Origin of the sequence: Nitrospira sp. (assembly GCA_037045225.1) — a bacterium.
GTDB lineage: Bacteria > Nitrospirota > Nitrospiria > Nitrospirales > Nitrospiraceae > Nitrospira_A.
In genome coordinates, this window is the sequence record JBAOHZ010000009.1 from 1,985,156 (window position 1) to 2,004,263 (window position 19,108).

27 protein-coding genes are annotated in these 19,108 nt (G+C 58.8%); 25 read left to right on the plus strand and 2 right to left on the minus strand.

The window, feature by feature from the left end:
* Positions 1-34: 34 nt before the first annotated feature.
* Positions 35-571: a hypothetical protein gene (locus V9G17_09990; protein MEI2752925.1), complete on the plus strand. Its 537-nt coding sequence runs from the start codon at positions 35-37 to the stop codon at positions 569-571.
* Here V9G17_09990 and V9G17_09995 read toward each other — a convergent pair.
* The gene (locus V9G17_09995) at positions 510-1,016 is read right to left on the minus strand and encodes a DUF721 domain-containing protein (protein ID MEI2752926.1); all 507 of its coding nucleotides are present in this window, start codon (positions 1,014-1,016) and stop codon (positions 510-512) included. The two genes, V9G17_09990 and V9G17_09995, sit on opposite strands and share 62 nt — an antisense overlap.
* A gap of 52 nt (positions 1,017-1,068) precedes the next feature.
* On the opposite strand from V9G17_09995, the gene smpB reads away from it, so the two are divergent.
* The 19 genes from smpB to V9G17_10090 all read left to right on the plus strand — a co-directional run bounded on the left by smpB (position 1,069) and on the right by V9G17_10090 (position 14,255).
* The gene (smpB, locus tag V9G17_10000; protein MEI2752927.1) at positions 1,069-1,548 is read left to right on the plus strand and encodes an SsrA-binding protein SmpB; all 480 of its coding nucleotides are present in this window, start codon (positions 1,069-1,071) and stop codon (positions 1,546-1,548) included.
* 291 nt (positions 1,549-1,839) lie between these two features.
* Entirely contained in the window at positions 1,840-2,286 is a 447-nt protein-coding gene (locus V9G17_10005) for a DoxX family protein (protein ID MEI2752928.1), read from the plus strand.
* A 20-nt stretch (positions 2,287-2,306) separates the two neighbouring features.
* A complete protein-coding gene (locus V9G17_10010) occupies positions 2,307-3,164 on the plus strand; it encodes an NAD(P)H-binding protein (GenBank protein MEI2752929.1) in 858 nt (285 codons plus the stop codon).
* A 14-nt stretch (positions 3,165-3,178) separates the two neighbouring features.
* A complete protein-coding gene (locus tag V9G17_10015) occupies positions 3,179-4,063 on the plus strand; it encodes a pirin family protein (GenBank protein MEI2752930.1) in 885 nt (294 codons plus the stop codon).
* 118 nt (positions 4,064-4,181) lie between these two features.
* On the plus strand, positions 4,182-4,643 hold the full coding sequence (locus V9G17_10020; protein ID MEI2752931.1) for a DUF5069 domain-containing protein: 462 nt from the start codon (positions 4,182-4,184) through the stop codon (positions 4,641-4,643).
* A gap of 46 nt (positions 4,644-4,689) precedes the next feature.
* Positions 4,690-5,586: a pirin family protein gene (locus V9G17_10025; GenBank protein ID MEI2752932.1), complete on the plus strand. Its 897-nt coding sequence runs from the start codon at positions 4,690-4,692 to the stop codon at positions 5,584-5,586.
* Positions 5,583-6,245 (plus strand): DsbA family oxidoreductase, encoded by a 663-nt coding sequence (locus V9G17_10030; GenBank protein MEI2752933.1) that lies wholly within the window; start codon positions 5,583-5,585, stop codon positions 6,243-6,245. The genes V9G17_10025 and V9G17_10030 overlap by 4 nt, the downstream gene beginning before the upstream one ends.
* Positions 6,245-6,679 carry a VOC family protein gene (locus V9G17_10035; GenBank protein MEI2752934.1) on the plus strand — a complete coding sequence of 145 codons (435 nt, stop codon included), beginning with the start codon at positions 6,245-6,247 and terminating at the stop codon, positions 6,677-6,679. The genes V9G17_10030 and V9G17_10035 overlap by 1 nt, the downstream gene beginning before the upstream one ends.
* A complete protein-coding gene (locus V9G17_10040; protein MEI2752935.1) occupies positions 6,676-7,050 on the plus strand; it encodes a SnoaL-like domain-containing protein in 375 nt (124 codons plus the stop codon). Before V9G17_10035 ends, V9G17_10040 begins: the two co-directional genes overlap by 4 nt.
* Positions 7,051-7,228: 178 nt before the next feature.
* Positions 7,229-8,335: a Rieske 2Fe-2S domain-containing protein gene (locus V9G17_10045; GenBank protein MEI2752936.1), complete on the plus strand. Its 1,107-nt coding sequence runs from the start codon at positions 7,229-7,231 to the stop codon at positions 8,333-8,335.
* Positions 8,336-8,364: 29 nt separating this feature from the next.
* Positions 8,365-8,787: a hypothetical protein gene (locus V9G17_10050; GenBank protein ID MEI2752937.1), complete on the plus strand. Its 423-nt coding sequence runs from the start codon at positions 8,365-8,367 to the stop codon at positions 8,785-8,787.
* Positions 8,784-9,230, plus strand: coding sequence for a VOC family protein (locus V9G17_10055; GenBank protein MEI2752938.1), 447 nt, complete (start codon positions 8,784-8,786; stop codon positions 9,228-9,230). Before V9G17_10050 ends, V9G17_10055 begins: the two co-directional genes overlap by 4 nt.
* A gap of 20 nt (positions 9,231-9,250) precedes the next feature.
* The gene (locus V9G17_10060; protein ID MEI2752939.1) at positions 9,251-9,940 is read left to right on the plus strand and encodes a type 1 glutamine amidotransferase domain-containing protein; all 690 of its coding nucleotides are present in this window, start codon (positions 9,251-9,253) and stop codon (positions 9,938-9,940) included.
* A gap of 120 nt (positions 9,941-10,060) precedes the next feature.
* Positions 10,061-10,297: a CDGSH iron-sulfur domain-containing protein gene (locus V9G17_10065; protein MEI2752940.1), complete on the plus strand. Its 237-nt coding sequence runs from the start codon at positions 10,061-10,063 to the stop codon at positions 10,295-10,297.
* Between the two features lie 46 nt (positions 10,298-10,343).
* Positions 10,344-11,084, plus strand: coding sequence for an FAD-dependent oxidoreductase (locus V9G17_10070; GenBank protein MEI2752941.1), 741 nt, complete (start codon positions 10,344-10,346; stop codon positions 11,082-11,084).
* 60 nt (positions 11,085-11,144) lie between these two features.
* The gene (locus V9G17_10075; GenBank protein ID MEI2752942.1) at positions 11,145-11,291 is read left to right on the plus strand and encodes a hypothetical protein; all 147 of its coding nucleotides are present in this window, start codon (positions 11,145-11,147) and stop codon (positions 11,289-11,291) included.
* Between the two features lie 62 nt (positions 11,292-11,353).
* A complete protein-coding gene (locus V9G17_10080; GenBank protein ID MEI2752943.1) occupies positions 11,354-11,995 on the plus strand; it encodes a hydrolase in 642 nt (213 codons plus the stop codon).
* Between the two features lie 120 nt (positions 11,996-12,115).
* On the plus strand, positions 12,116-12,757 hold the full coding sequence (locus V9G17_10085) for an NAD(P)-dependent oxidoreductase (protein MEI2752944.1): 642 nt from the start codon (positions 12,116-12,118) through the stop codon (positions 12,755-12,757).
* A 175-nt stretch (positions 12,758-12,932) separates the two neighbouring features.
* Entirely contained in the window at positions 12,933-14,255 is a 1,323-nt protein-coding gene (locus tag V9G17_10090) for an NAD(P)/FAD-dependent oxidoreductase (GenBank protein MEI2752945.1), read from the plus strand.
* Between the two features lie 152 nt (positions 14,256-14,407).
* Here V9G17_10090 and V9G17_10095 read toward each other — a convergent pair whose 3' ends face one another.
* On the minus strand, positions 14,408-14,725 hold the full coding sequence (locus V9G17_10095) for a helix-turn-helix domain-containing protein (GenBank protein ID MEI2752946.1): 318 nt from the start codon (positions 14,723-14,725) through the stop codon (positions 14,408-14,410).
* A 148-nt stretch (positions 14,726-14,873) separates the two neighbouring features.
* Here V9G17_10095 and V9G17_10100 point away from each other — a divergent pair, with 148 nt between their 5' ends.
* From V9G17_10100 to V9G17_10120, 5 genes are all read left to right on the plus strand, one after another.
* On the plus strand, positions 14,874-15,626 hold the full coding sequence (locus V9G17_10100) for a pirin family protein (protein ID MEI2752947.1): 753 nt from the start codon (positions 14,874-14,876) through the stop codon (positions 15,624-15,626).
* Positions 15,627-15,782: 156 nt separating this feature from the next.
* Entirely contained in the window at positions 15,783-17,873 is a 2,091-nt protein-coding gene (locus V9G17_10105) for a sigma 54-interacting transcriptional regulator (protein MEI2752948.1), read from the plus strand.
* Positions 17,874-18,074: 201 nt separating this feature from the next.
* Positions 18,075-18,206, plus strand: coding sequence for a hypothetical protein (locus tag V9G17_10110; GenBank protein ID MEI2752949.1), 132 nt, complete (start codon positions 18,075-18,077; stop codon positions 18,204-18,206).
* Positions 18,207-18,227: 21 nt separating this feature from the next.
* Positions 18,228-18,734: a DoxX family protein gene (locus tag V9G17_10115; protein ID MEI2752950.1), complete on the plus strand. Its 507-nt coding sequence runs from the start codon at positions 18,228-18,230 to the stop codon at positions 18,732-18,734.
* A gap of 52 nt (positions 18,735-18,786) precedes the next feature.
* Positions 18,787-19,086, plus strand: a complete 300-nt coding sequence (locus V9G17_10120; GenBank protein ID MEI2752951.1) for a hypothetical protein — start codon at positions 18,787-18,789, stop codon at positions 19,084-19,086.
* Positions 19,087-19,108: the final 22 nt, after the last annotated feature.

The following is a 19,108-nucleotide window of genomic DNA, read 5'->3' on the forward strand; positions in this document are numbered from 1 at the left end:
TCCGGCCAAACGTCCGCTTGACACCGTTGTCAAAATGGCGCTGGGCGTCCTGTTCGGCTCCTTTGCCTTGATCTGGGGCGGGATGTTTCTCAGCCGACCGGATCGGTCGATTCCTCCCTACAGTATCGGCTCCCAGGAGCGGACCGTGGTGGCGGTGCATGTGCCGTCCTGGACCAGCGACACCGAAATCGAAACCCTGATCGAACGATTCCGGAAAGTCGGCGCGGAAGGCCGGAACTTCGGCAGTATGAAAATCCAGCCGACGACCCTGGATGATCCGAAGGGACGCTATCAGCATATTGCGATTTATATCTTCACCGATGAGGGCTGGACGGAGCCGGAGGTGCTGCATAAGTATGTGACGGGCGACGATGCCACGGTGCGGGACGGGTTCGAGGGATCCGTGCGTGGATTCTACCGGCTGGATGAACAGGAAGAAGAAGGCCGCATCGGGCCGGTTCCCAGGGGAAAAGACAGTGTGGCCACCGCGGCCTATTCGCGACCCTTGTTCAAGGGGACTGTCGTGAGGAACGCGGCGGAGGGGCCGGCTGACTCAACGCCTGCGCCATGAGCGTAATCAGGTGTTCTCGCAGAGCCTGGTCTTGAATGCCTTGCGTGTGGAGCGTGGCTTCCTGGAGGAGCTGAAGGGATGGCTGAACGGCAGGCGGATCTGGAAAAGCCGCACCGGCTACGGTCGACGAATGGTCTGCCGGAAACTCCCCGACACGCAAGACGATCTCCGTGACCAGCGGTTGCCCCGCCATTCCATTCACCTTCTCCAAGAGGACCGGTTTGAGGAACGTGAGTTGCTGCAACCACACTGAATTATGGACCAGGACGTATAGTTTTTTGAACCGGATCTGGTCGGGACGCGTGTGGGCCGCGATCGGCTCGCCCACGATGTCCGACCACTGGCGTCGCAAGCGCGCTTCGAACAGTTTGCTCTCCAGGCCCAACCTGTGAGCAACACCGGCCAGGATCGAGCCCAAGGAATCGAGTCTGCTCTGTCCACGCATGGTGGTATGATAGCAAAATCCGTTCGATGGAAATAGCTGACCCCGGCATGAGATGACAAAAACGCACGATAAAGAAGACCAGTACAAAGTCGTCGCCACCAATCGCAAGGCGTACCACGACTACTTTATCGAAGAGAAGTTCGAAGCCGGCGTCATCCTGCGGGGGACGGAGGTGAAGTCGTTGCGGGAAGGGCGCGTCAATCTGCAGGACAGTTATGCCTCGGTGGATGACGGCGAGGTCTACTTGCAGCATTGTCACATCAGTCCCTACTCGCACGGCAATCTGATGAATCACGACCCGCTCCGCAAGCGGAAACTGCTGCTGCACCGCAAGGAGATCAACAAGCTGATCGGAAAGACTCAGCTGAAGGGTCTCACGCTCGTCCCCCTGCGCATCTATTTTTCGAAGCGCGGCCATGCCAAGGTGGAGTTGGCCCTGGCGAAGGGCAAGAAGCAATACGACCGCCGTGAATCGATTAAGGCCCGCGAAGCAGGCCGTGAAGTCGAACGCGCGATCAAGAGCAGGAAGTAAGCGGGTTTGTCCCTGCCCGCGAGAGCCATTGAGGCCTCGGTTATTTCTCAGCGTGTTGTGTCCCTTTCCCCGCCCGGCAGGTTGATCGGCCTGTGACCCGTCGCACCCCTAAACCCACAACTGACTGATCTCGAGGACGATATGTCCTTTCCGTCAAGGGAGCATATTTGCCCTTGACTTGGTTCTAATTAGAACTATTATAGTGACTTCGGCCCATATGGCGCTTCGCCTGGGGATCTGTGCGGTGGGCAGAGTCAGGCGGTCTATGGTCAATTTCTGGAGGGAAATTAAATGAAGGCGTTATTCAAGACAGATGATGGGTGGTCCGGCCTGATTTTGCGGCTGACCTTGGGGTTGGTGATGCTGCCGCACGGGGCTCAAAAGTTACTGGGTTGGTTCGGTGGGTTCGGGTTCGACGGGACCATGGGGTTCTTCACTCAGAAAATGGGGCTACCCTGGATCGTCGCATTTCTGGTTATCATGGGGGAATTTTTCGGCGCCGTGGGGTTGCTCGCCGGCTTGTTAACGCGATTCACGGCCGCCAGCTTCGTTGTGATCATGCTGGGAGCCATTCTGACGGTGCATCTGCCGTTTGGGTTTTTCATGAACTGGTTTGGGCAACAGCAGGGAGAGGGGTATGAGTATCACCTCCTGGTGATCGGGTTGGCCGCCGCGTTACTGGTAACGGGAGCCGGCCGATGGTCGATTGATCGGGTTGTGGCGGAACGAGTTGCCTGAGGCCGGAAAGGAAACCGAAGATGTTTGTTGTATTAGGTGCTACAGGACATACAGGGGCCGCAGTCGTAGAGACGCTGCTTGCTCGCAAACAGCCCGTGCGGGTGGTGGTTCGGTCGGCCGACAAGAGAGCAGCCTGGAGAGCAAAAGGGGTTGAGGTGGCCGTTGCCTCGCTGGATGATGTGCCAGCCTTGACGAAAGCCTTGCAAGGGGCGTTGGGTGTCTATCTGCTGGTTCCGCCGAACTATGGGGCTGCGGCATGGCTTGCGGAGCAACGGCAACGGATGGATCGCGCGGCCGAAGCCGTCAAAGCGAGCGGGATTTCGCACGTCGTGCTGCTCTCGTCCGTCGGCGGCCAGCTCCCGGAAGGCACCGGCCCTATACGCGCCGTCCGATACGGTGAACACAAACTGAGTGCGGTGGCTCGTAATCTGACGATTTTGCGCCCCTGTTATTTCATGGAAAACTGGGCGCCGGGTATCGGTCTGGCAAAGAGTGAGGGGCTGTTGCCCACATTCATTGCGCCGCAGGCCAAGGTGCCGATGATATCGACGAAGGATATCGGCCGTGTCGCAGCAGAGCGATTGATGGCCGGTGGAAGGGGCCAGACGGTGGTGGAGCTCGCAGGTCCGGAGGAGTACAGTCCGGAACAGGTGGCCGAAGCGCTCGGCCGGATTCTTGGGCGGGCGGTCGTCGCGCAACCGGCGCCGCTCAGTGCCGTGGTGCCGACATTGACCTTGTTCGGTTTTTCCAGAGAAGCAGCCGGTTTGTTCGAGGAAATGTACACGGCGTTTTCAACCGGTGCGATCACGTATGAACACCCCGCCTCGCTGGTGCGAGGGACCATTTCCCTCGCGGAAGCATTGCGCGGAATGGTGTAAGGAAGGAGACCGCTATGCGAACAGGCACATCCATCACGAAAGACCTTGTCGGTGTGTATCAGGCAGGGTCTCATCATATGGTCGGCGACGGGTTTCCGGTCCGCAACATGATTCCCGGCGCCGGAATCGAGGAACAGCTGTCGCCGTTTTTGATGCTCGATTATCTGGGGCCGCAGCAGTTCCCGCCGACCAACCGGCGGCTCGGGGTCGGTGAGCATCCTCATCGGGGCTTCGAGACGGTCACGATTATGTACCACGGAAAGGTGGCGCATCGTGATTCAACCGGCAGCGGCGGCGTCATCGGTCCCGGCGATGTGCAGTGGATGACGGCGGCTTCGGGTATCGTGCACGAAGAATTGCATGAAGAGGAATTTGCCAAACAGGGTGGCCTGTTGGAGGGGATCCAGCTGTGGGTCAATCTGCCGAGGGCGTCCAAGATGACCGCGCCTCGTTATCAGACGCTGGTCGATGCCGAGATTCCTGCGGTCGAGCTTGATGGAGGAGCTGGTCGGGTGCGCGTGATCGCCGGGGAGTTTCGCGGTGCAAAAGGTCCGGCGAAGACCTTCAGTCCGGTCCATCTGTACGACCTGCGGTTGCAGGCGGGACATCAGATGGAACTCGACTTACCCGAGGGATTCAATTCGTCCCTGTTTGTGCTGCACGGGCAGATTGTGGTGAACGGGTCGCAGGCTGTTCAGGAAGTGGAAATCGCGTTGCTCGGACAGCGAGGTGAGCGCGTGGCGCTGGAGGCGAAGCAGGATGCGACCATTCTCGTGATGAGCGGAGAACCGATTGCCGAGCCGATCGCCCGGTACGGTCCGTTCGTGATGAACACGCGCGACGAAATTATTCAGGCGGTCCAAGACTATCAAGCGGGCCGGATGGGACATCTGGGCTAAGCGTCAACAGGCTCTGCCGGGCGGTTGTGCCAGATATCGCTGGTACAGCCGCAGCCGGTACAGGCGCTGATGATGGAGGCTGCAACAAAGACCTTGTAGGGAAGCAACGGAGACCGTCATGAAAACGGATTTGGATAGAGTCGGCACATTGGCCCTGGATCTTCGGAAGGACTATCCTCGGAGTCCTCGTGAAAAACTGGGCGGCTATGTGATTGCCGCCCGCTGTGTGGATAAATGCCGGGCCTTGTTGCTCGGGATCAACGGGGAATACAGCTATTGGCCCTGTTCGCTGGCCAGCCAATGGTTTGCCTTTACGGGGATTACGCCGGAGCAATTGAAAGCGGTGGTGGCGACAGGAGCCACGGATGAGCAGATCGCCGAATGGATCAAAGAGACGTCGAAGATCACGGATGCGAATGACGTGCTGAAGTGGAATAACACATTGCGCGATACGCGGCTGAGCGACATGAGCCTTGAGGCGCAGCAATACCTCGAAGACTATATTCCCAAGTTCGTGCCGGCGCATCGTCCGGTATACGTATGGTTCGATGTGTACGATTTGGAGGAGAAGCGGCTGTGAGGATACTCCGCGGAGAGTGATCGGTATGGACAAGGAAAGGAACACGATGATGACACAGCAGACAGCGAGTGCGGTCACGAAGGAACTGGCCGGAGTGTATGCTGCTGATTCTCCGCATATGGTCGGTGATGGCTTTCCGGTGCGCAACATGATTCCGGGCCCTGAGGGAGACGATCAGCAATTTTCTCCCTTCCTGCTTCTGGACTATATGGGGCCGAAGTATTTTCCTCCGACCTACCGGCGGCTCGGCGTGGGTGAGCATCCGCATCGGGGGTTTGAAACGGTGACGATTATGTATCAAGGCAAGGTGTCGCATCGTGACTCGACCGGCAGCGGCGGCGTCATCGGTCCCGGCGATGTGCAGTGGATGACGGCGGCCTCCGGCATCGTGCACGAGGAACTGCACGAGGAAGGGTTTGCCGAGCAGGGGGGCACGCTGGAGGGTGTGCAGCTTTGGGTGAATCTCCCGAAGGCGGTCAAGATGTCGCCGCCTCGGTACCAGACGCTGGTGAATCAGGATATTCCAACGGTGGATCTTCCGGGTGGGGCGGGCCAGGTTCGCGTCATCGCGGGCGAATTTCAGGGCGTCGCCGGCCCTGCAAAGACGTTCAGCCCAGTCCATTTGTACGATCTTCGTGTGACGGCTGGGCACCGGGTTGAGTTGACGTTGCCGGCGGGGTTTAACACGTCGGTGCTCGTGCTCCGGGGCCGGGTGGCGATCAACGGGTCGAAGGAGGCCCGGGAGGCTCAATTGGCCGTCTTCGGGCAGGCCGGCGAACGGGTGGCACTTGAGGCCAAAGAAGATGCGACGCTGCTCGTTCTCAGCGGAGAACCGATCAATGAACCGATCGCACGCTATGGTCCCTTTGTCATGAATACCCGCGAGGAGTTGATGCAGGCGGCACAGGATTATCAAGCAGGCAAGATGGGACATTTGTCGTGACGAATTCGGCGCTCCATATCGACATCTATTCCGATGTCGTCTGTCCCTGGTGTTATGTCGGGAAACGGCGACTGGAACGAGCGCTGACAGAGTTCGGCGGAGACGTACGAGTGACCTGGCGGCCGTTTCAGTTGAATCCGACGATGCCGAAGGATGGGATGGATCGCACGGCCTATCTCGAAGCGAAGTTCGGGAGCCTGGAGACGTTCCGGCAGATGGAGGAATCTGTGCTGGCTGCCGGAGCGTCGGAGCGGATTGCCTTCGCATTCGAGAAGATTGCACGGGCGCCGAATACGTTTGACGCGCATCGGTTGATTTGGCTTGGTGCACGAGAAGACTGCCAGAACGCGGTGGTCGCCTCGCTCTTCCGAGGCTATTTCGAGGAGGGGGCCGATATCGGGTCGGTCCCGACCCTCGTCGATCTTGCCGGCCGTGCAGGATTGAATCGGGAGTCCGTGGAACGCATGCTCCAGAGCGACGAAGGAACTGCAGAGGTCAAGGCGGAAGCCGCGGCTGGTCACCGGCTGGGCATTCGTGGCGTCCCCTATTTCATCGTGAACGGGACGTCTGCGATCTCGGGTGCACAGCCGGTGGACGTCTTTGTGTCGGCGCTCAAGCGGGTGGCGGCGGAGGGCGCCGGACGAAAGGCAGATGTGTGATGGCGGTGCAAGTCTATGGCTGCAACCACATCGTCATTGAAGTCACCGACGCCAAGAAGGCGGTGAAGTTTTATTCGGACGTGTTCGGCTTGAAGATGCTCCGAGGCGGTGAAGGTGCCGCCTGGTGCAAGCTGGGGGAGCATCAATTCATGGCGATCTTTGAGGTCGAGCAACTGCAACCGGACCGGGTGAAGCACTTTGGTCTGATGGTCCGTGATGCCAAGCAGATCAAAGAAGTGAGACAGAAGCTGACGAAGAAGTACAAGTTGAAGATGCAGCCAGGTTTCCGCTGCGACTTTCGCGATCCTTGGGGCAATCGCATTCAAGTCGGTGATCTGAGCGACGAGTCGCTCGTCTGGCTGCTCCCCTACCAGGAAGTGCAGAAGGCCGGGATAACATTCGTCAATAAATCACAAAAGGAGAAACGGTCATGAGCACGACGAATCTGCAACAGCGGTTGAACGATCTGTTCGGCTATATCGGTCAAGGCAAGATCATCGAGGCAATAAACGAGTTCTACGACAAGGACGTCAAGATGCAGGAGAATGCCCATCCTCCGACAGAGGGTCTCGCGGCCAATATCGAGCGGGAGAAACAGTTTATGAGCAACGTGAAAGAGTGGAAAGGGTTCAATGTCACGGCCAGCGGAGTCGGCGACGGCGTCACGTTCTATGAGTGTGCGCTCGATTTCATCGCCGTCAGCGGGCAGCCGGTTCATATGGAACAGGTGGTGCTGGCGAAGTGGAAGAACGGCAAGATCGTTCACGAACGGTATTATTACGACACAGGGAAGCAGGCATCCTGATGACCGAATCGTGGCTTGAAGGTGCCGCTGCAGAAGTGTACGGTTTCTGCGCCGTCATTGCGCCACGTTTTGAGAAGAGGAAACTACCGCCCTGTTTACGTGTAGTTCGATGTGTACGATCTGGAAGAGCAGCGCTTGTGACAAATGGATGTGTGGCTGACACCTGAAGGAACTCGATATGCCGGATGCGACATGGACTGAGATCGGTTTGATCGATGAGTTGAAACAGCGCCCGCTTCAGCAGATCGTCTGCGGTCAGACACAGCTGGCGTTGAGTTATAAGGACGGCCGGTTCGCGGCGATCTCCGGGGTGTGCAATCACATCGGCGGGCCGCTGGGTGAGGGGCGGCTCGATGGCGACTATGTTGTCTGTCCCTGGCATTACTGGAAGTTTCATCATCGGACCGGCCAAAGCGGGCCTGGATACGAAGGGAATCAGGTGGCGACCTATGCCGTCAAAGTGGAGGATGGGCGCGTCTTTGTCGATCTGACACCGGTGACGAAGCGACAGACGCTCCCGAAACAATCACACCCGCTGGCGCGCCCGATCGTGCGAGCCGACGGTCCCGTGCGTGTGCTGGGTATTGCCACGACCGCGATGACGAAGGACCAGCCGCGGTTTAGCGCCTCCGATGCCCTGCTGGAGGAAGCCTTAGCCCATGCGCGCGAGCATCTCCAGCTCGACACGCAACTCATCAAATTGCGTGAGCTTTCGTTCAGGCCCTGTGAAGGGTTTTATTCCAAGGCCGCGGAAGCCTGCACCTGGCCCTGTTCGATCACGCAGATGGATCCGACCGATCAAATGGATCGGGTGTATGAGGCCATCGTGCATTGGGCGGATGTGATCCTCGTCTCGACTCCGATCAGATGGGGTGGAGCGAGCAGCCTCTATTACAAAATGGTCGAGCGCATGAACTGCATTCAGAACCAGGAGACGATCGCGAACCGGCATCTCCTCAAGAATAAAGTCGCCGCATTCATCATTATGGGTGGCCAAGACAATGTGCAGGGTGTTGCCGGTCAACTGATGACCTTTTTTGCCGAAATCGGCTGCCAGTTTCCGCAGTTTCCGTTTATCGCCCATTCGCGTGGGTGGAGCGCAGAGGACATGGAGCGGAACAACAGCGAGGTACAGCACAGCCGAGAGTTACGAGAAGGCGCGCAAGCGCTCGTCACACGCGCGGCGGAGATGGCGCGGGTCATGGTCGAGGGGCAGCTGGCACTGCATCCGCTTACTCGAGGGGGTCGCAAGGCGCATCAATTGGATAGTGAACCCACGGGATAAGCGGGAGCGATTCGCAAGGAGGCGGGATCATGTCAGGTCAGGATCATATGCGCGCGCATTTGGGTAATCTGTCGCGGTCATTGCTGCGTTTGCACAAGGCGTTGTTGGACGCCGAACGGGTCTCCTATGAGCGGGTGCATGGGCGGATCGAGACGAATGGCGCATTCTTTCAGCTGGTATTGGGTGATGCGTGGTTCGCCTGGCTGCGCCCCCTGTCTCAATTGATGGTGAAGATCGATGAACTGTCCGAGGATAAAGAGATCGAGGATCGGGCGGAGATTGCCCGGACCATCGATTCGGTGCGGACCATGTTAACGCCGTCTGAAGAAGGCAATGGATTCGGCCGGCATTATTACGACGCGTTGCAGCGCGAGCCTGATGTCGTACTGGCGCATGCCGAGGTTAGGGCACTGCTTCGGACATCGTCGTCCGGGAAGGAGTCGAGCGCATGAAGGCGCACTATCTCGGCCATGTCGTGTTCTATGTGAAGGATCTGCTGCGCGCACTGGAGTTCTATCGGGACCTGTTGGGATTTAAGGAGGTCGGAAAGGCTTTTAATGGTGCGGCCGCGGCGCTTACATCTGGCCGCACCCATCACGAGCTCTTGCTCATCCAAGTCGGCGATGCTCCGGCCTCTCCCTCCGGGCGGCGTCGAGGGCTCTATCACATTGGCATCAAAGTCGGCGACAGCCTGGACGAGCTCCGGGCGGCGAAGCAAGAATTGGAGCAGGCCGGCGTTGTGATCGACGGCATGAGCGACCATACGGTGAGTCAAAGTCTGTACCTCCATGATCCCGACGGCAATGAGGTCGAGGTGTACGTGGACGCCGACGAAGCGACTTGGAAAAACAATCCATTGGCTGTCCTCTCGCCGATCAAGCCGCTGTATTTATAGCCGTAGCCAGGGAGAAGAGAATGAACCGGAAAATATTGGTTGTACTCACGAGCGTTGAAAAATATCCGAACCTGAATCGGGCCACCGGTTTATGGCTCGGTGAGGCGGTGCATTTCGTCAAGAAGGTCGAGGCCGCGGGTTATGCCGTGGATTATGTCAGCCCCAAGGGGGGATATACGCCGATCGATCCCCACAGTCTGGCGATGGCGGAGCCTATCGATTGGGAGTGGTACCAGAAGAAAGAATTCATGAATCGTCTCGGGGCGACGCTGGCACCCGGCGAGGTCAAGCCTGATGATTACGCGGCGATCTACTATGCCGGCGGCCACGGCGTGATCTGGGACTTTCCCGAGAACGAAGCCTTGCAACGCATCAGCCGCACGATTTATGAACGAGGCGGCATCGTCTCGTCGGTATGCCATGGAGCCGTGGGCCTGCTGAACATTACCTTGTCGAATGGATCGTTACTGGTGAAGGGCAAGACGGTCACCGGGTTTTCAAATGAAGAAGAACGATTGGCCGAACTGGATAAGTTTGTTCCGTTTTTAACGGAGACCGAACTGGTGTCGCGAGGTGCGGTCTATACGAAGGCCGATAAGGCGTGGGCCCCCTTCGCGGTCGAAGATGACCGGCTCATCACGGGACAGAATCCGGCATCAGGAGGCGCCGTCGCCGACCGACTGATCGAGGCGTTACGGACACGCGGCTAGCTGTGTGTCCCCGTCCCTGGAACCGTTTTGCGTTGTCATCGACGGGGTTGCCGTCAGTTCGAGTGTCTGTGCAAGAGTCAGGAACCGCGTTATTTATCATCTCACAAGGAGGAACAACACATGGAGAAGCCAGTCATTGCAGCGAAACAGCCGGCCGTGTTGGAGTTGGAAGCGGGCACCTATCATTGGTGCCGGTGCGGGCGTTCGAAGAAGCAACCGTTCTGTGACGGGTCGCACAAAGGAACTGGGTTTACGCCGATGGAGTTTACGACCACCGAAAAGAAGACCGTGGCGCTCTGTCAGTGCAAACAGACCAAGAATCCTCCGTTTTGCGACGGAACACACAAATCGCTCTGAGCGGTTCGCGTCACGTGCATGCAACGTGCGACGCAACAGGTGAATCATGGGTGATGCGGAGAGCGAGAACGGGTATTCGATCACGCTGATCGAGCGGCGGCTGGTGGCGGAGGGGACGATGGCGTTCTACTTCGACAAGCCGCCGCAGTTTGTGTTCACGCCGGGTCAGTTTGTCGACCTGACGTTGCCCCAGCCCTCTGAGACGGATGCGGAGGGCAACACCAGGGCCTTGTCCATCGCGAGTGCGCCGCAAGAATCGACGCTGATGGTGGCCACCCGGCTGCGTGATACCGCTTTCAAGCGCGAACTGCAGCGGATGCCGCTCGGCTCAATCGTCCGGATGGAGGGACCATTCGGCCAATTCGTGTTACATCCGGACCAGACCCGCCCTGCCGTCTTTCTGGCAGGCGGGATCGGGATCACGCCCTTCCGTAGCATGGTGGTGCAGGCGGCGTTGCAACGGTCGCCGCACCCCATGGTGCTGTTCTACTCCAACCGGCGACCGGAGGATGCGCCGTTTTTGGATGAGCTGCAGGCCTTGCAGGACAACAATCCTCACTATCGCTTCGTGGGCACCATGACCGAGCCCGCCAAGTCTTCCCGTCCCTGGCAGGGTGAGACGGGATACATCAACGCAGCCTTGCTCTCCAAACATCTCGTGAACATCGACAAGCCGATGTATTACGTGGTCGGCCCGCCGGGTATGGTCGGCGCACTACGGACGATGCTTAAAGCAGCCGGCATCGACGACAGCGCCATTCGTACGGAAAAATTTGCAGGCTACTAACGTAAGAGACGCCCCTCACCGTTCCGGCATCTGGAGCGTGGATGAAGCCAGGAGGGAGGTTTGCGTTATGCGCACTATGTGGCGCGCAAAGGCGAGATCAATGCCTGGGATAACGCGGACTTTGTCGCCACCGTCAAGGCCACAGGCCGGAAGACGTTGATCATCGCCGGCACCATCACCGAAGTGTTGGATTTCCAGCGAGGATAACTCCCTACCGCAGGGTGCGGCGAGAGCCGTGGTCTGCCATCAACCAATAGGAGGACGACACCATGGCCAGTGAACCAATTCGAGACCCCAAGAAGGATCAGTTGTTGACCCCGCAGAACTCCGCGTTCATCATCATCGATTATCAGCCGGTGCAGGTGAACTCCATTGCCTCAATGGATCGGCAGCTGATGGTCAATAATATTGTCGGCGCGGCGAAGGCGGCTGTTGCCTATGGCTTGCCGATTGTCCATTCCACCGTCAACGTCAAGACCGGCCTCAACAAACCACCCATCGTGCAGTTGCGTAGGGTGCTCGACAAGTTTCCGACCTACGACCGCACGTCGATCAATTCCTGGGAAGATATCGAGTTCCGCAAAGCCGTGGAAGCCACGGGCCGGAAGAAGCTCATTATGACCGCGCTCTGGACCGAAGCCTGCTTGACCTTTCCGGCTTTGGACGCGCTCGCGGCAGGCTTCGAGGTTTATGTTGTGGCTGACGCCGTCGGCGGCACATCGGTGGCCGCCCATGACATGGCGTTGCGCCGGATCGAGCAGGCGGGCGGGAAGATGATCAGTGTGCCGCAGTTGTTCTGTGAGCTGCAGCGGGATTGGCAACGCAAGGACACCGTCCCGGCATTCATGAATCTGTTCATCGAAACCGGGGGCACTGCCGGCCTGCAGTTTTCTGCCGACAAAACGGAGTAATCGTTCCGTCAGGAACGTTTCCCGTTCGACACGACCAACCAAGTCACTGAGGAGAGCGAGCCGGCGGCTGAAAGAGCCGCCGGTATCGCAACTGAACCCATCGGAGAGCGGAGGTTGACCATGAAGATTGCCTTGATCGGAGCCAGCGGGTTTGTGGGATCGGCCATTCTGAAAGAAGCCTTGGATCGTGGCCATGAGGTGACGGCCATTGTCCGGCATCCGGAGAAGGTCCCGCCGCACGCGAAGCTTCACTCCGAGAAGGGGGATGTCTACAATGCTGACGACGTGGCCCGCCTGGTCGCAGGTCACGATGTCGTCATCAGCGCCTTCAACCCTGGGTGGGGTAATCCTGACATCTACAATCTTCAAGTCACAGGCGCGAGATCAATCATCGACGGAGTCAAAAAGGCCGGTCTCAAGCGGTTGTTATTCGTGGGAGGTGCGGGCAGCTTGGAGGTAAAGCCGGGAGTTCAGGCCTTGGATCTGCCTGGATTCCCGGCAGAGTATAAACAAGGCGCCCTCGCAACACGCGAGACGCTGAACATGCTGCGGAACGAATCCGGTCTTGATTGGACGTTTCTCTCTCCTTCAGCGGATCTCGCTCCCGGCCAGCGCACCGGAACATTCCGTCTGGGTACGGATCAGATGTTGACGGATGCACAGGGGAAGAGCCGCATCTCGACGCAGGATTATGCGATAGCCATGATCGACGAGGTTGAAAAACCACGCCATACACGGCAGCGGTTTACCGTTGGTTACTGAGGGGGCTCTTTGGGCAGGCCAACGCGACTCCAGGTGTGCGATCTCAAAGGAGTGGAGTGGAGGCGTTCCCCTCCCCCACGATTGGTGATCAGCACGGCCATGCATATTCTGCGGTCGCTTTGGACGGAATAGTGGACAACGCTGTATCACCGACTCGCGCTCTGAGGGTGTTTCCATGAGCAAAACACCTCAACCTCCGAAGGTCGTCATCGTCGGCGGCGGGTTCGGCGGCCTTCATGCTGCCAAGGCCTTGTCTAACCAAGCGGTGGACGTCACACTGATCGACCGCAAGAATCATCACACGTTCCAGCCGTTGTTGTACCAAGTGGCGTTGGCCGTGCTCTCCCCTGCTGAGATTGCCTCCTCGCTCCGTCATATCCTGCACACATCGCGCAACGTTCAGATCATTCTTGGCGAGGTGGTAGGATTCGACATCACCGCCCGGCGGGTGCAACTCAGCGATGGGACGGCGCTCGACTACGATTACCTGATTGTGGCGGCTGGAGCGCGCCACGCGTATTTCGGTCATGACGAATGGGAGCGAGATGCGCCGGGGCTCAAGACGATCGAGGATGCGGTTGAAATCCGAAGTCGGTTATTGTTGGCGTTCGAAACGGCAGAACGCGACGCGCATTTCACCGGCAGACACACTCCGTTGAGTTTCGCCGTCATCGGCGGAGGGCCGACGGGTGTCGAATTGGCGGGAGCGATTGCGGACCTTGCGCGGCGAGCCCTGACAAAAGATTTCAGAGCGATCGACACGACACAGACGCGTGTGCGGCTGTATGAAGGGTCCCCGCGTATCTTGGGTCTGTATTCGGAAGCCACGTCATGGAGCGCCACAGAGCAACTGCGGCAGTTGGGTGTCGAAGTCTGCACCGAGAGTCTGGTGACGGCGGTTGAACCGGGGCGCATCAAGGTGCGAGACGAATGGATCGCAACCGACGTCACGCTCTGGGCGACAGGCGTCGCCCCTTCACCGTTGGGCCCCGCACTCGGCGCCGCAACCGACCGCGCAGGGCGAGTGTGCATCGAGCAGGACTTGAGCGTCCCCGGACATCGTAACATTTTTGTGATCGGCGATATGTCGGCGTTGATCGATGCCAACGGACGACAGGTGCCTGGCCTGGCTGCCGCGGCGATACAGCAGGGGCAAGCCGCGGCGGTGAATATCCTGCGCGACATACGCGGCGCGCCCCGTCTTCCGTTCAGATATCGTGACCTGGGCAGTATGGCGACCATTGGCCACCATCGCGCGGTGGCGGAAATTGGATCCATGAAGCTGTCTGGTGTGGTGGCGTGGCTTCTGTGGTCGATAGTCCATGTCTTTCTGCTCATCGGTTTTCGCAACCGTGTCGCGGTCATGGGGCGATGGGTGTGGACCTATGTGACACGCGAGGGAAGCAGTCCGCTCATTACCGACTACCAACAGGCAGAAACTGGTTCAACAGGAGTGCAGCACCCGCCGATTTCAGTCGGAAGAAAAGGTGTGGATTGATGCGGCGGAGTCCTCGCAGCCTTGACGCCAGGCGACGCCCAGACCGTTAGTGGCCGAAAGGAGCGGGCGGCTGGCCGGTGCATGTTCGCTTCCAAACGACCCGCCACCCTTCGGTGCCCAGCTCGCTGGGACGCGCTATGCGATGCACTGAGTCACTCAGCAGCGGGCACATGCGCCTCGCCCCACTGATGCATCGCTTCGACGACCGGTTTTAAGCTGGTGCCCAATGGAGTGACGGAGTACTCGACCTTGGGAGGCACCTGGGCAAAGACTTTACGCGCGATGATCCCGTCACGCTCCATCTCACGGAGCTGCTGAGTGAGAACCTTCTGCGTCACGCCGGCGAGGGTTCGACGTAACTCGGAGAACCGTTTCACATCTTGAAACAGATACCACAAGATCACGATCTTCCATCGGCCTGCGATCAACGTGCTCGTCAATTCGGCTGGGCATGTGCGGGGCTGTTTCACCGGCGCTCCTCTTGGGTCGGTTACCAGATGGTGACTCTCCCACCTGACGGTGCCTTCTTGCCTTGTGCTCCACCGGCGTTATACCGAAACTGCAGCGGCGAACCAAGTTGAAAACTCACCATGCCGCTAACAGGGAAGGAGCGCAACCATGACCAGGCAAGAGATCAGCAGGGAGCATCAGGCCGTCGATATCCGTCGTGCCGAGGATCGATTTCATTCGCACATCGGCTGGCTCAATTCACGGCACAGTTTCAGCTTTTCAAATCACTATGATCAGGAGAATACGCACCACGGGCTGTTGTTGGTGAGCAACGACGACATCGTGGCGCCTCAGAGCGGCTTCCGGACCCATCCCCATCGGGACATGGAAATTGTGACCTGGGTGTTGGATGGGGAGCTGGAGCATAAAGATTCAGAAGGCAATAGGGGCCTTCTTTTTCCGGGACTGGCCCAACGCATGAGCGCTGGAACAGGCATCTGGCACAGCGAGATGAACCCGCTGGGAGAGAAGCCGGTGCATTTTATCCAGATGTGGGTGCCGCCCGATAGGGAACGGATCAATCCCGGCTATGAGCAGCTTGACATCAACGGAGAGTTGAACAAGGGCGGGCTCATTCCCATCGCGTCCGGACGAGGACATCATGCGGCTATTTCCATCCGTCAAAAGGGTGCAGTCCTGTGGGGCGGGCGGCTCAAGCCTGGTGAACCGGTGCACGTTCCGGATGCGCCCTATGTGCATGTGTTCATTGCAAAAGGGGCGGCGGAATTGGAAGGGGCCGGTGAATTGCAAACCGGCGATGCCGTGAGGCTGACCGCTGCCGGTGCTCGTCGATTGACAGCGGATCAGGCCGGCGGCGCGGAAGTGTTGATATGGGAAAGCGACGCGGACGGTTCTTTCTGAAGCAGAGCCATCACGGGACGCTCAGTCAGGGGCGGGTTGCTGGCTGAGCGTCCTCTTCATGTCGGATAGCATCGTCACGTCGGAAGACCGGCGGCGAGAGGACGTGTCGATCCCGTTGCGTACTGTTCCGGTCGCGGTCATACTACGTCACGACTCATGAACGACCAGCCTCCCCTACCATCCCTACAGACGATGCAAGGAGACAGTACACGCTATAGCGCTCTGCTGCAGGTGGCAGAGGCTATTGCGAGCCATGCCGACCTGCCGACCCTGATCCAGGATCTTGCCCGCCGTCTGCCGTTGCTCGTTCCTGTCAATTTCGTGGGTCTCTCCCTCTACGATGCGCAACGGGGTGTGATGCGCCTGCATGTGTTGCAAGCGAATGTTCCGGCCGACATCATCGGCGGCCATGAACCCATCCCTGCCGATACACCAGCCGGTCTGGTGTGGGAAACCCAGCAACCGTTGCTGATCAATAATCTGGACGAGGAACATCGCTGGCCGAAGGTTCTGGCGTTCATGCGTGAGGATGGGGTGCAGTCCTGCTGCCTAGTTCCCCTGACTTCTCCAGGGCGACAGTTAGGCGCGTTGGAATTTTTAAGTATCGAGGAGGAGGCATACCGAATTTCAGATCTGGAGCTGATGCAACACATCGGGCGGCAGGTCGCCGTCGCGGTGGAAAATGTGCTCAACCGCGAAGCGGCGGTGCAGGCCAGGCGAGACGTGGAGCGTCAGCGCGATCGCTTTGCTCTGTTATTGCGCATGACCAATACGATGGTATCCAAGCTCGATCTGCGGGATGTCTTCAGGGCAGTGAGTCTCTGTTTGCGCGAGATGATGCCGCAGGAATACGCCAGTCTGATTCTGTGCGATGGCAAGAGCGGCCGCGTCCGCCTCCATGCCCTGGATTTCCCCGACAACGAAGGCGCGTTGACTGAAGGGGTGATGTCGGATACCGCCGGTTCTCTGGCCGGCCTGGCGTTTGAGCGGAGGTGCCCCACGGTCGCCAACAATCTGCCGGACCTGAAGGCGTTTTCGCACCCCGTGCCTCAGCTCCTGGTCATGAAAGGCTTCCACTCCATGTGCTCCTTGCCCTTGTTGTCGCATGACCGCGTGCTCGGCTGTCTCAATCTGGCCAGCCGGCAGGAGCAGGCATTCGGCGAACAGGCCGTCGAGTTTCTGAGCCAGGTGGCCGGACAGATCGCGCTTGCGGTGGACAATGCTCTGGCCTATCAAGAGATCACGGAACTCAAGGACCGGTTGACCGAAGAGAAGTTATATCTCGAAGAGGAAATTCGCCTCGAACACGGGTTCGACGACATCATCGGCGACAGCCGGGCGTTGAAGCAGGTCCTTTCGCAAGTCGAAATTGTGGCGCCGACCCAGGCGACGGTATTGATCCAGGGCGAAACGGGAACGGGGAAAGAGCTGATTGCCCGCGCGATTCACCGGCTCAGTGATCGGAAGCAGCGGACCTTCGTGAAACTGAACTGCGCTGCAATTCCCACCGGCCTGCTCGAAAGCGAGCTGTTCGGGCATGAACGGGGGGCATTCACCGGGGCCATCGCCCAGAAAGTCGGTCGGTTCGAATTGGCCCATGGCGGCACGATCTTTCTGGACGAGGTGGGGGAAATTCCGCTGGAGCTGCAGTCCAAACTCCTTCGAGTCCTGCAGGAGCAGGAGTTCGAACGGCTCGGAAGCACCCGTACGGTGCATGTGGATATCCGGTTGATTGCTGCCACGAACCGAGATCTGGCCAAGCTGGTGGAGCAGCAGGAGTTCCGAAGCGATTTGTATTACCGGCTGAATGTGTTTCCGATCACCCTGCCGCCGTTGCGCGAGCGGAGAGAGGATATTCCGGTGCTGGTGCGTTATTTCACCCAGCACTATGCTGCTCGCATGAAAAAGCCGATCGAATCGATTCCGGCGGCGACGTTGGAGGCCCTCTCCCGTTATCACTGGCCCGGCAACATCCGCGAATTGGAGAACCTGATTGAACGTGCCGTGATTCTGACGCAGGGGACCCATTTGCAGGTGCCGCTTCCGGAACTCAAGATTCACGCGCCGCAGCCTCCGGTTCCCGCAGCCACCCTTCACGATGCCGAGCGCGACCAGATTCTGCGAACCTTGCGCGACACGCGATGGGTCATCGGCGGCCCGGACGGCGCAGCGGCTCGCCTGGGCCTGAAGCGTACGACACTCACCTCGAAAATCAAAAAGCTCGGCATCTCCCGTCCCCGGGAGTGACGACTCTCTTCGTCACCTGACGACCTCTCGTCGTTTTCATTTCGTCACGCTCCGTTCGCGATCACGTCTGTTTTCTCCATCTATCTCAGATCATCCAAGTATTCCAAGCGGTTAGCCTCTGTTGTGTGATTTGGCACCGGCTGGAACGGGCCTTGCCATTACCGGTGCATAGCAATGCACAAGCGAACCGGAGGTGAGGCCATGAAAGACATGACGCTGTGGGGCTGGTGGTACGGAATGCTCGTGACCCTGCCGCTTTTCGTGGCAGGGCTGTTCCTGAAGGATCGAATAACGAGTGCGGTTCCGCAACGGGTGCGGAGCCACCGACGGTAATCCATAACAAGGAGGTTTCCCATGTACAGCTTTTTCAAGACAGACGATTCATGGGCGGGTTTGATTCTGCGGGTGGTGCTGGGAGGTGTGATATTCGCGCACGGCGCCCAGAAGCTTCTGGGTTGGTACGGAGGGTCCGGCTTTGAAGGCACCATGGGATTCTTCACGCAAAAGATGGGCCTCCCCTGGCTGATCGCGTTTCTGGTCATCATCGGGGAATCCATCGGCAGTGTGGGCTTGCTGGCCGGTCTGTTCACACGCTTCACGGCAGCGAGCTTCATCGTGATCATGCTGGGCGCGATCATGACCGTGCACTTGCCGCAGGGGTTCTTCATGAACTGGTTCGGACAGCAGACCGGTGAAGGGTTTGAATTTCACCTGCTCGTGATCGGCATGAGTCTGGCGTTGCTGGTCGTCGGCGGAGGGAAGTGGGCGCTCGACGGTGTGATCGCTCGCTGGCTTGGGGAGCGGGCGGCGTCGCCGGCTCCGAAGGCACAGGAAGCGAGCTTCGCACTCCGTATGTTTTGAGCCTCATGGTGAGGTCGAGCATCGGACGTATGGGACGAAGGGGGCCACGACCATGCTGAAGATTACGGTGTCGAATACGAATCCAGGCACCATCTTCGTTCTTTCCGGTCGGTTGGCCGGTCCCTGGGTCCGGGAGCTGCGGGAGTGTTGGTTGAAGCGGGAGTTCGACGAGTCGGCCCCGTGCCATCTCGATCTCCGGGAAGTGACGTTCATCGATGAAGCGGGCAGCACGCTGCTGTCTCAGATGTGCCGCGAGGGCGCCACGATTCAGGCGGCAGGCTGTATGACCAAGGCGATCGTGCAGAATTTAGGTCGGAAAGGAGGCGGCAATCACGGAGGGATCAGGCGATGAGTAAGGCGTGTCGATGTGTACG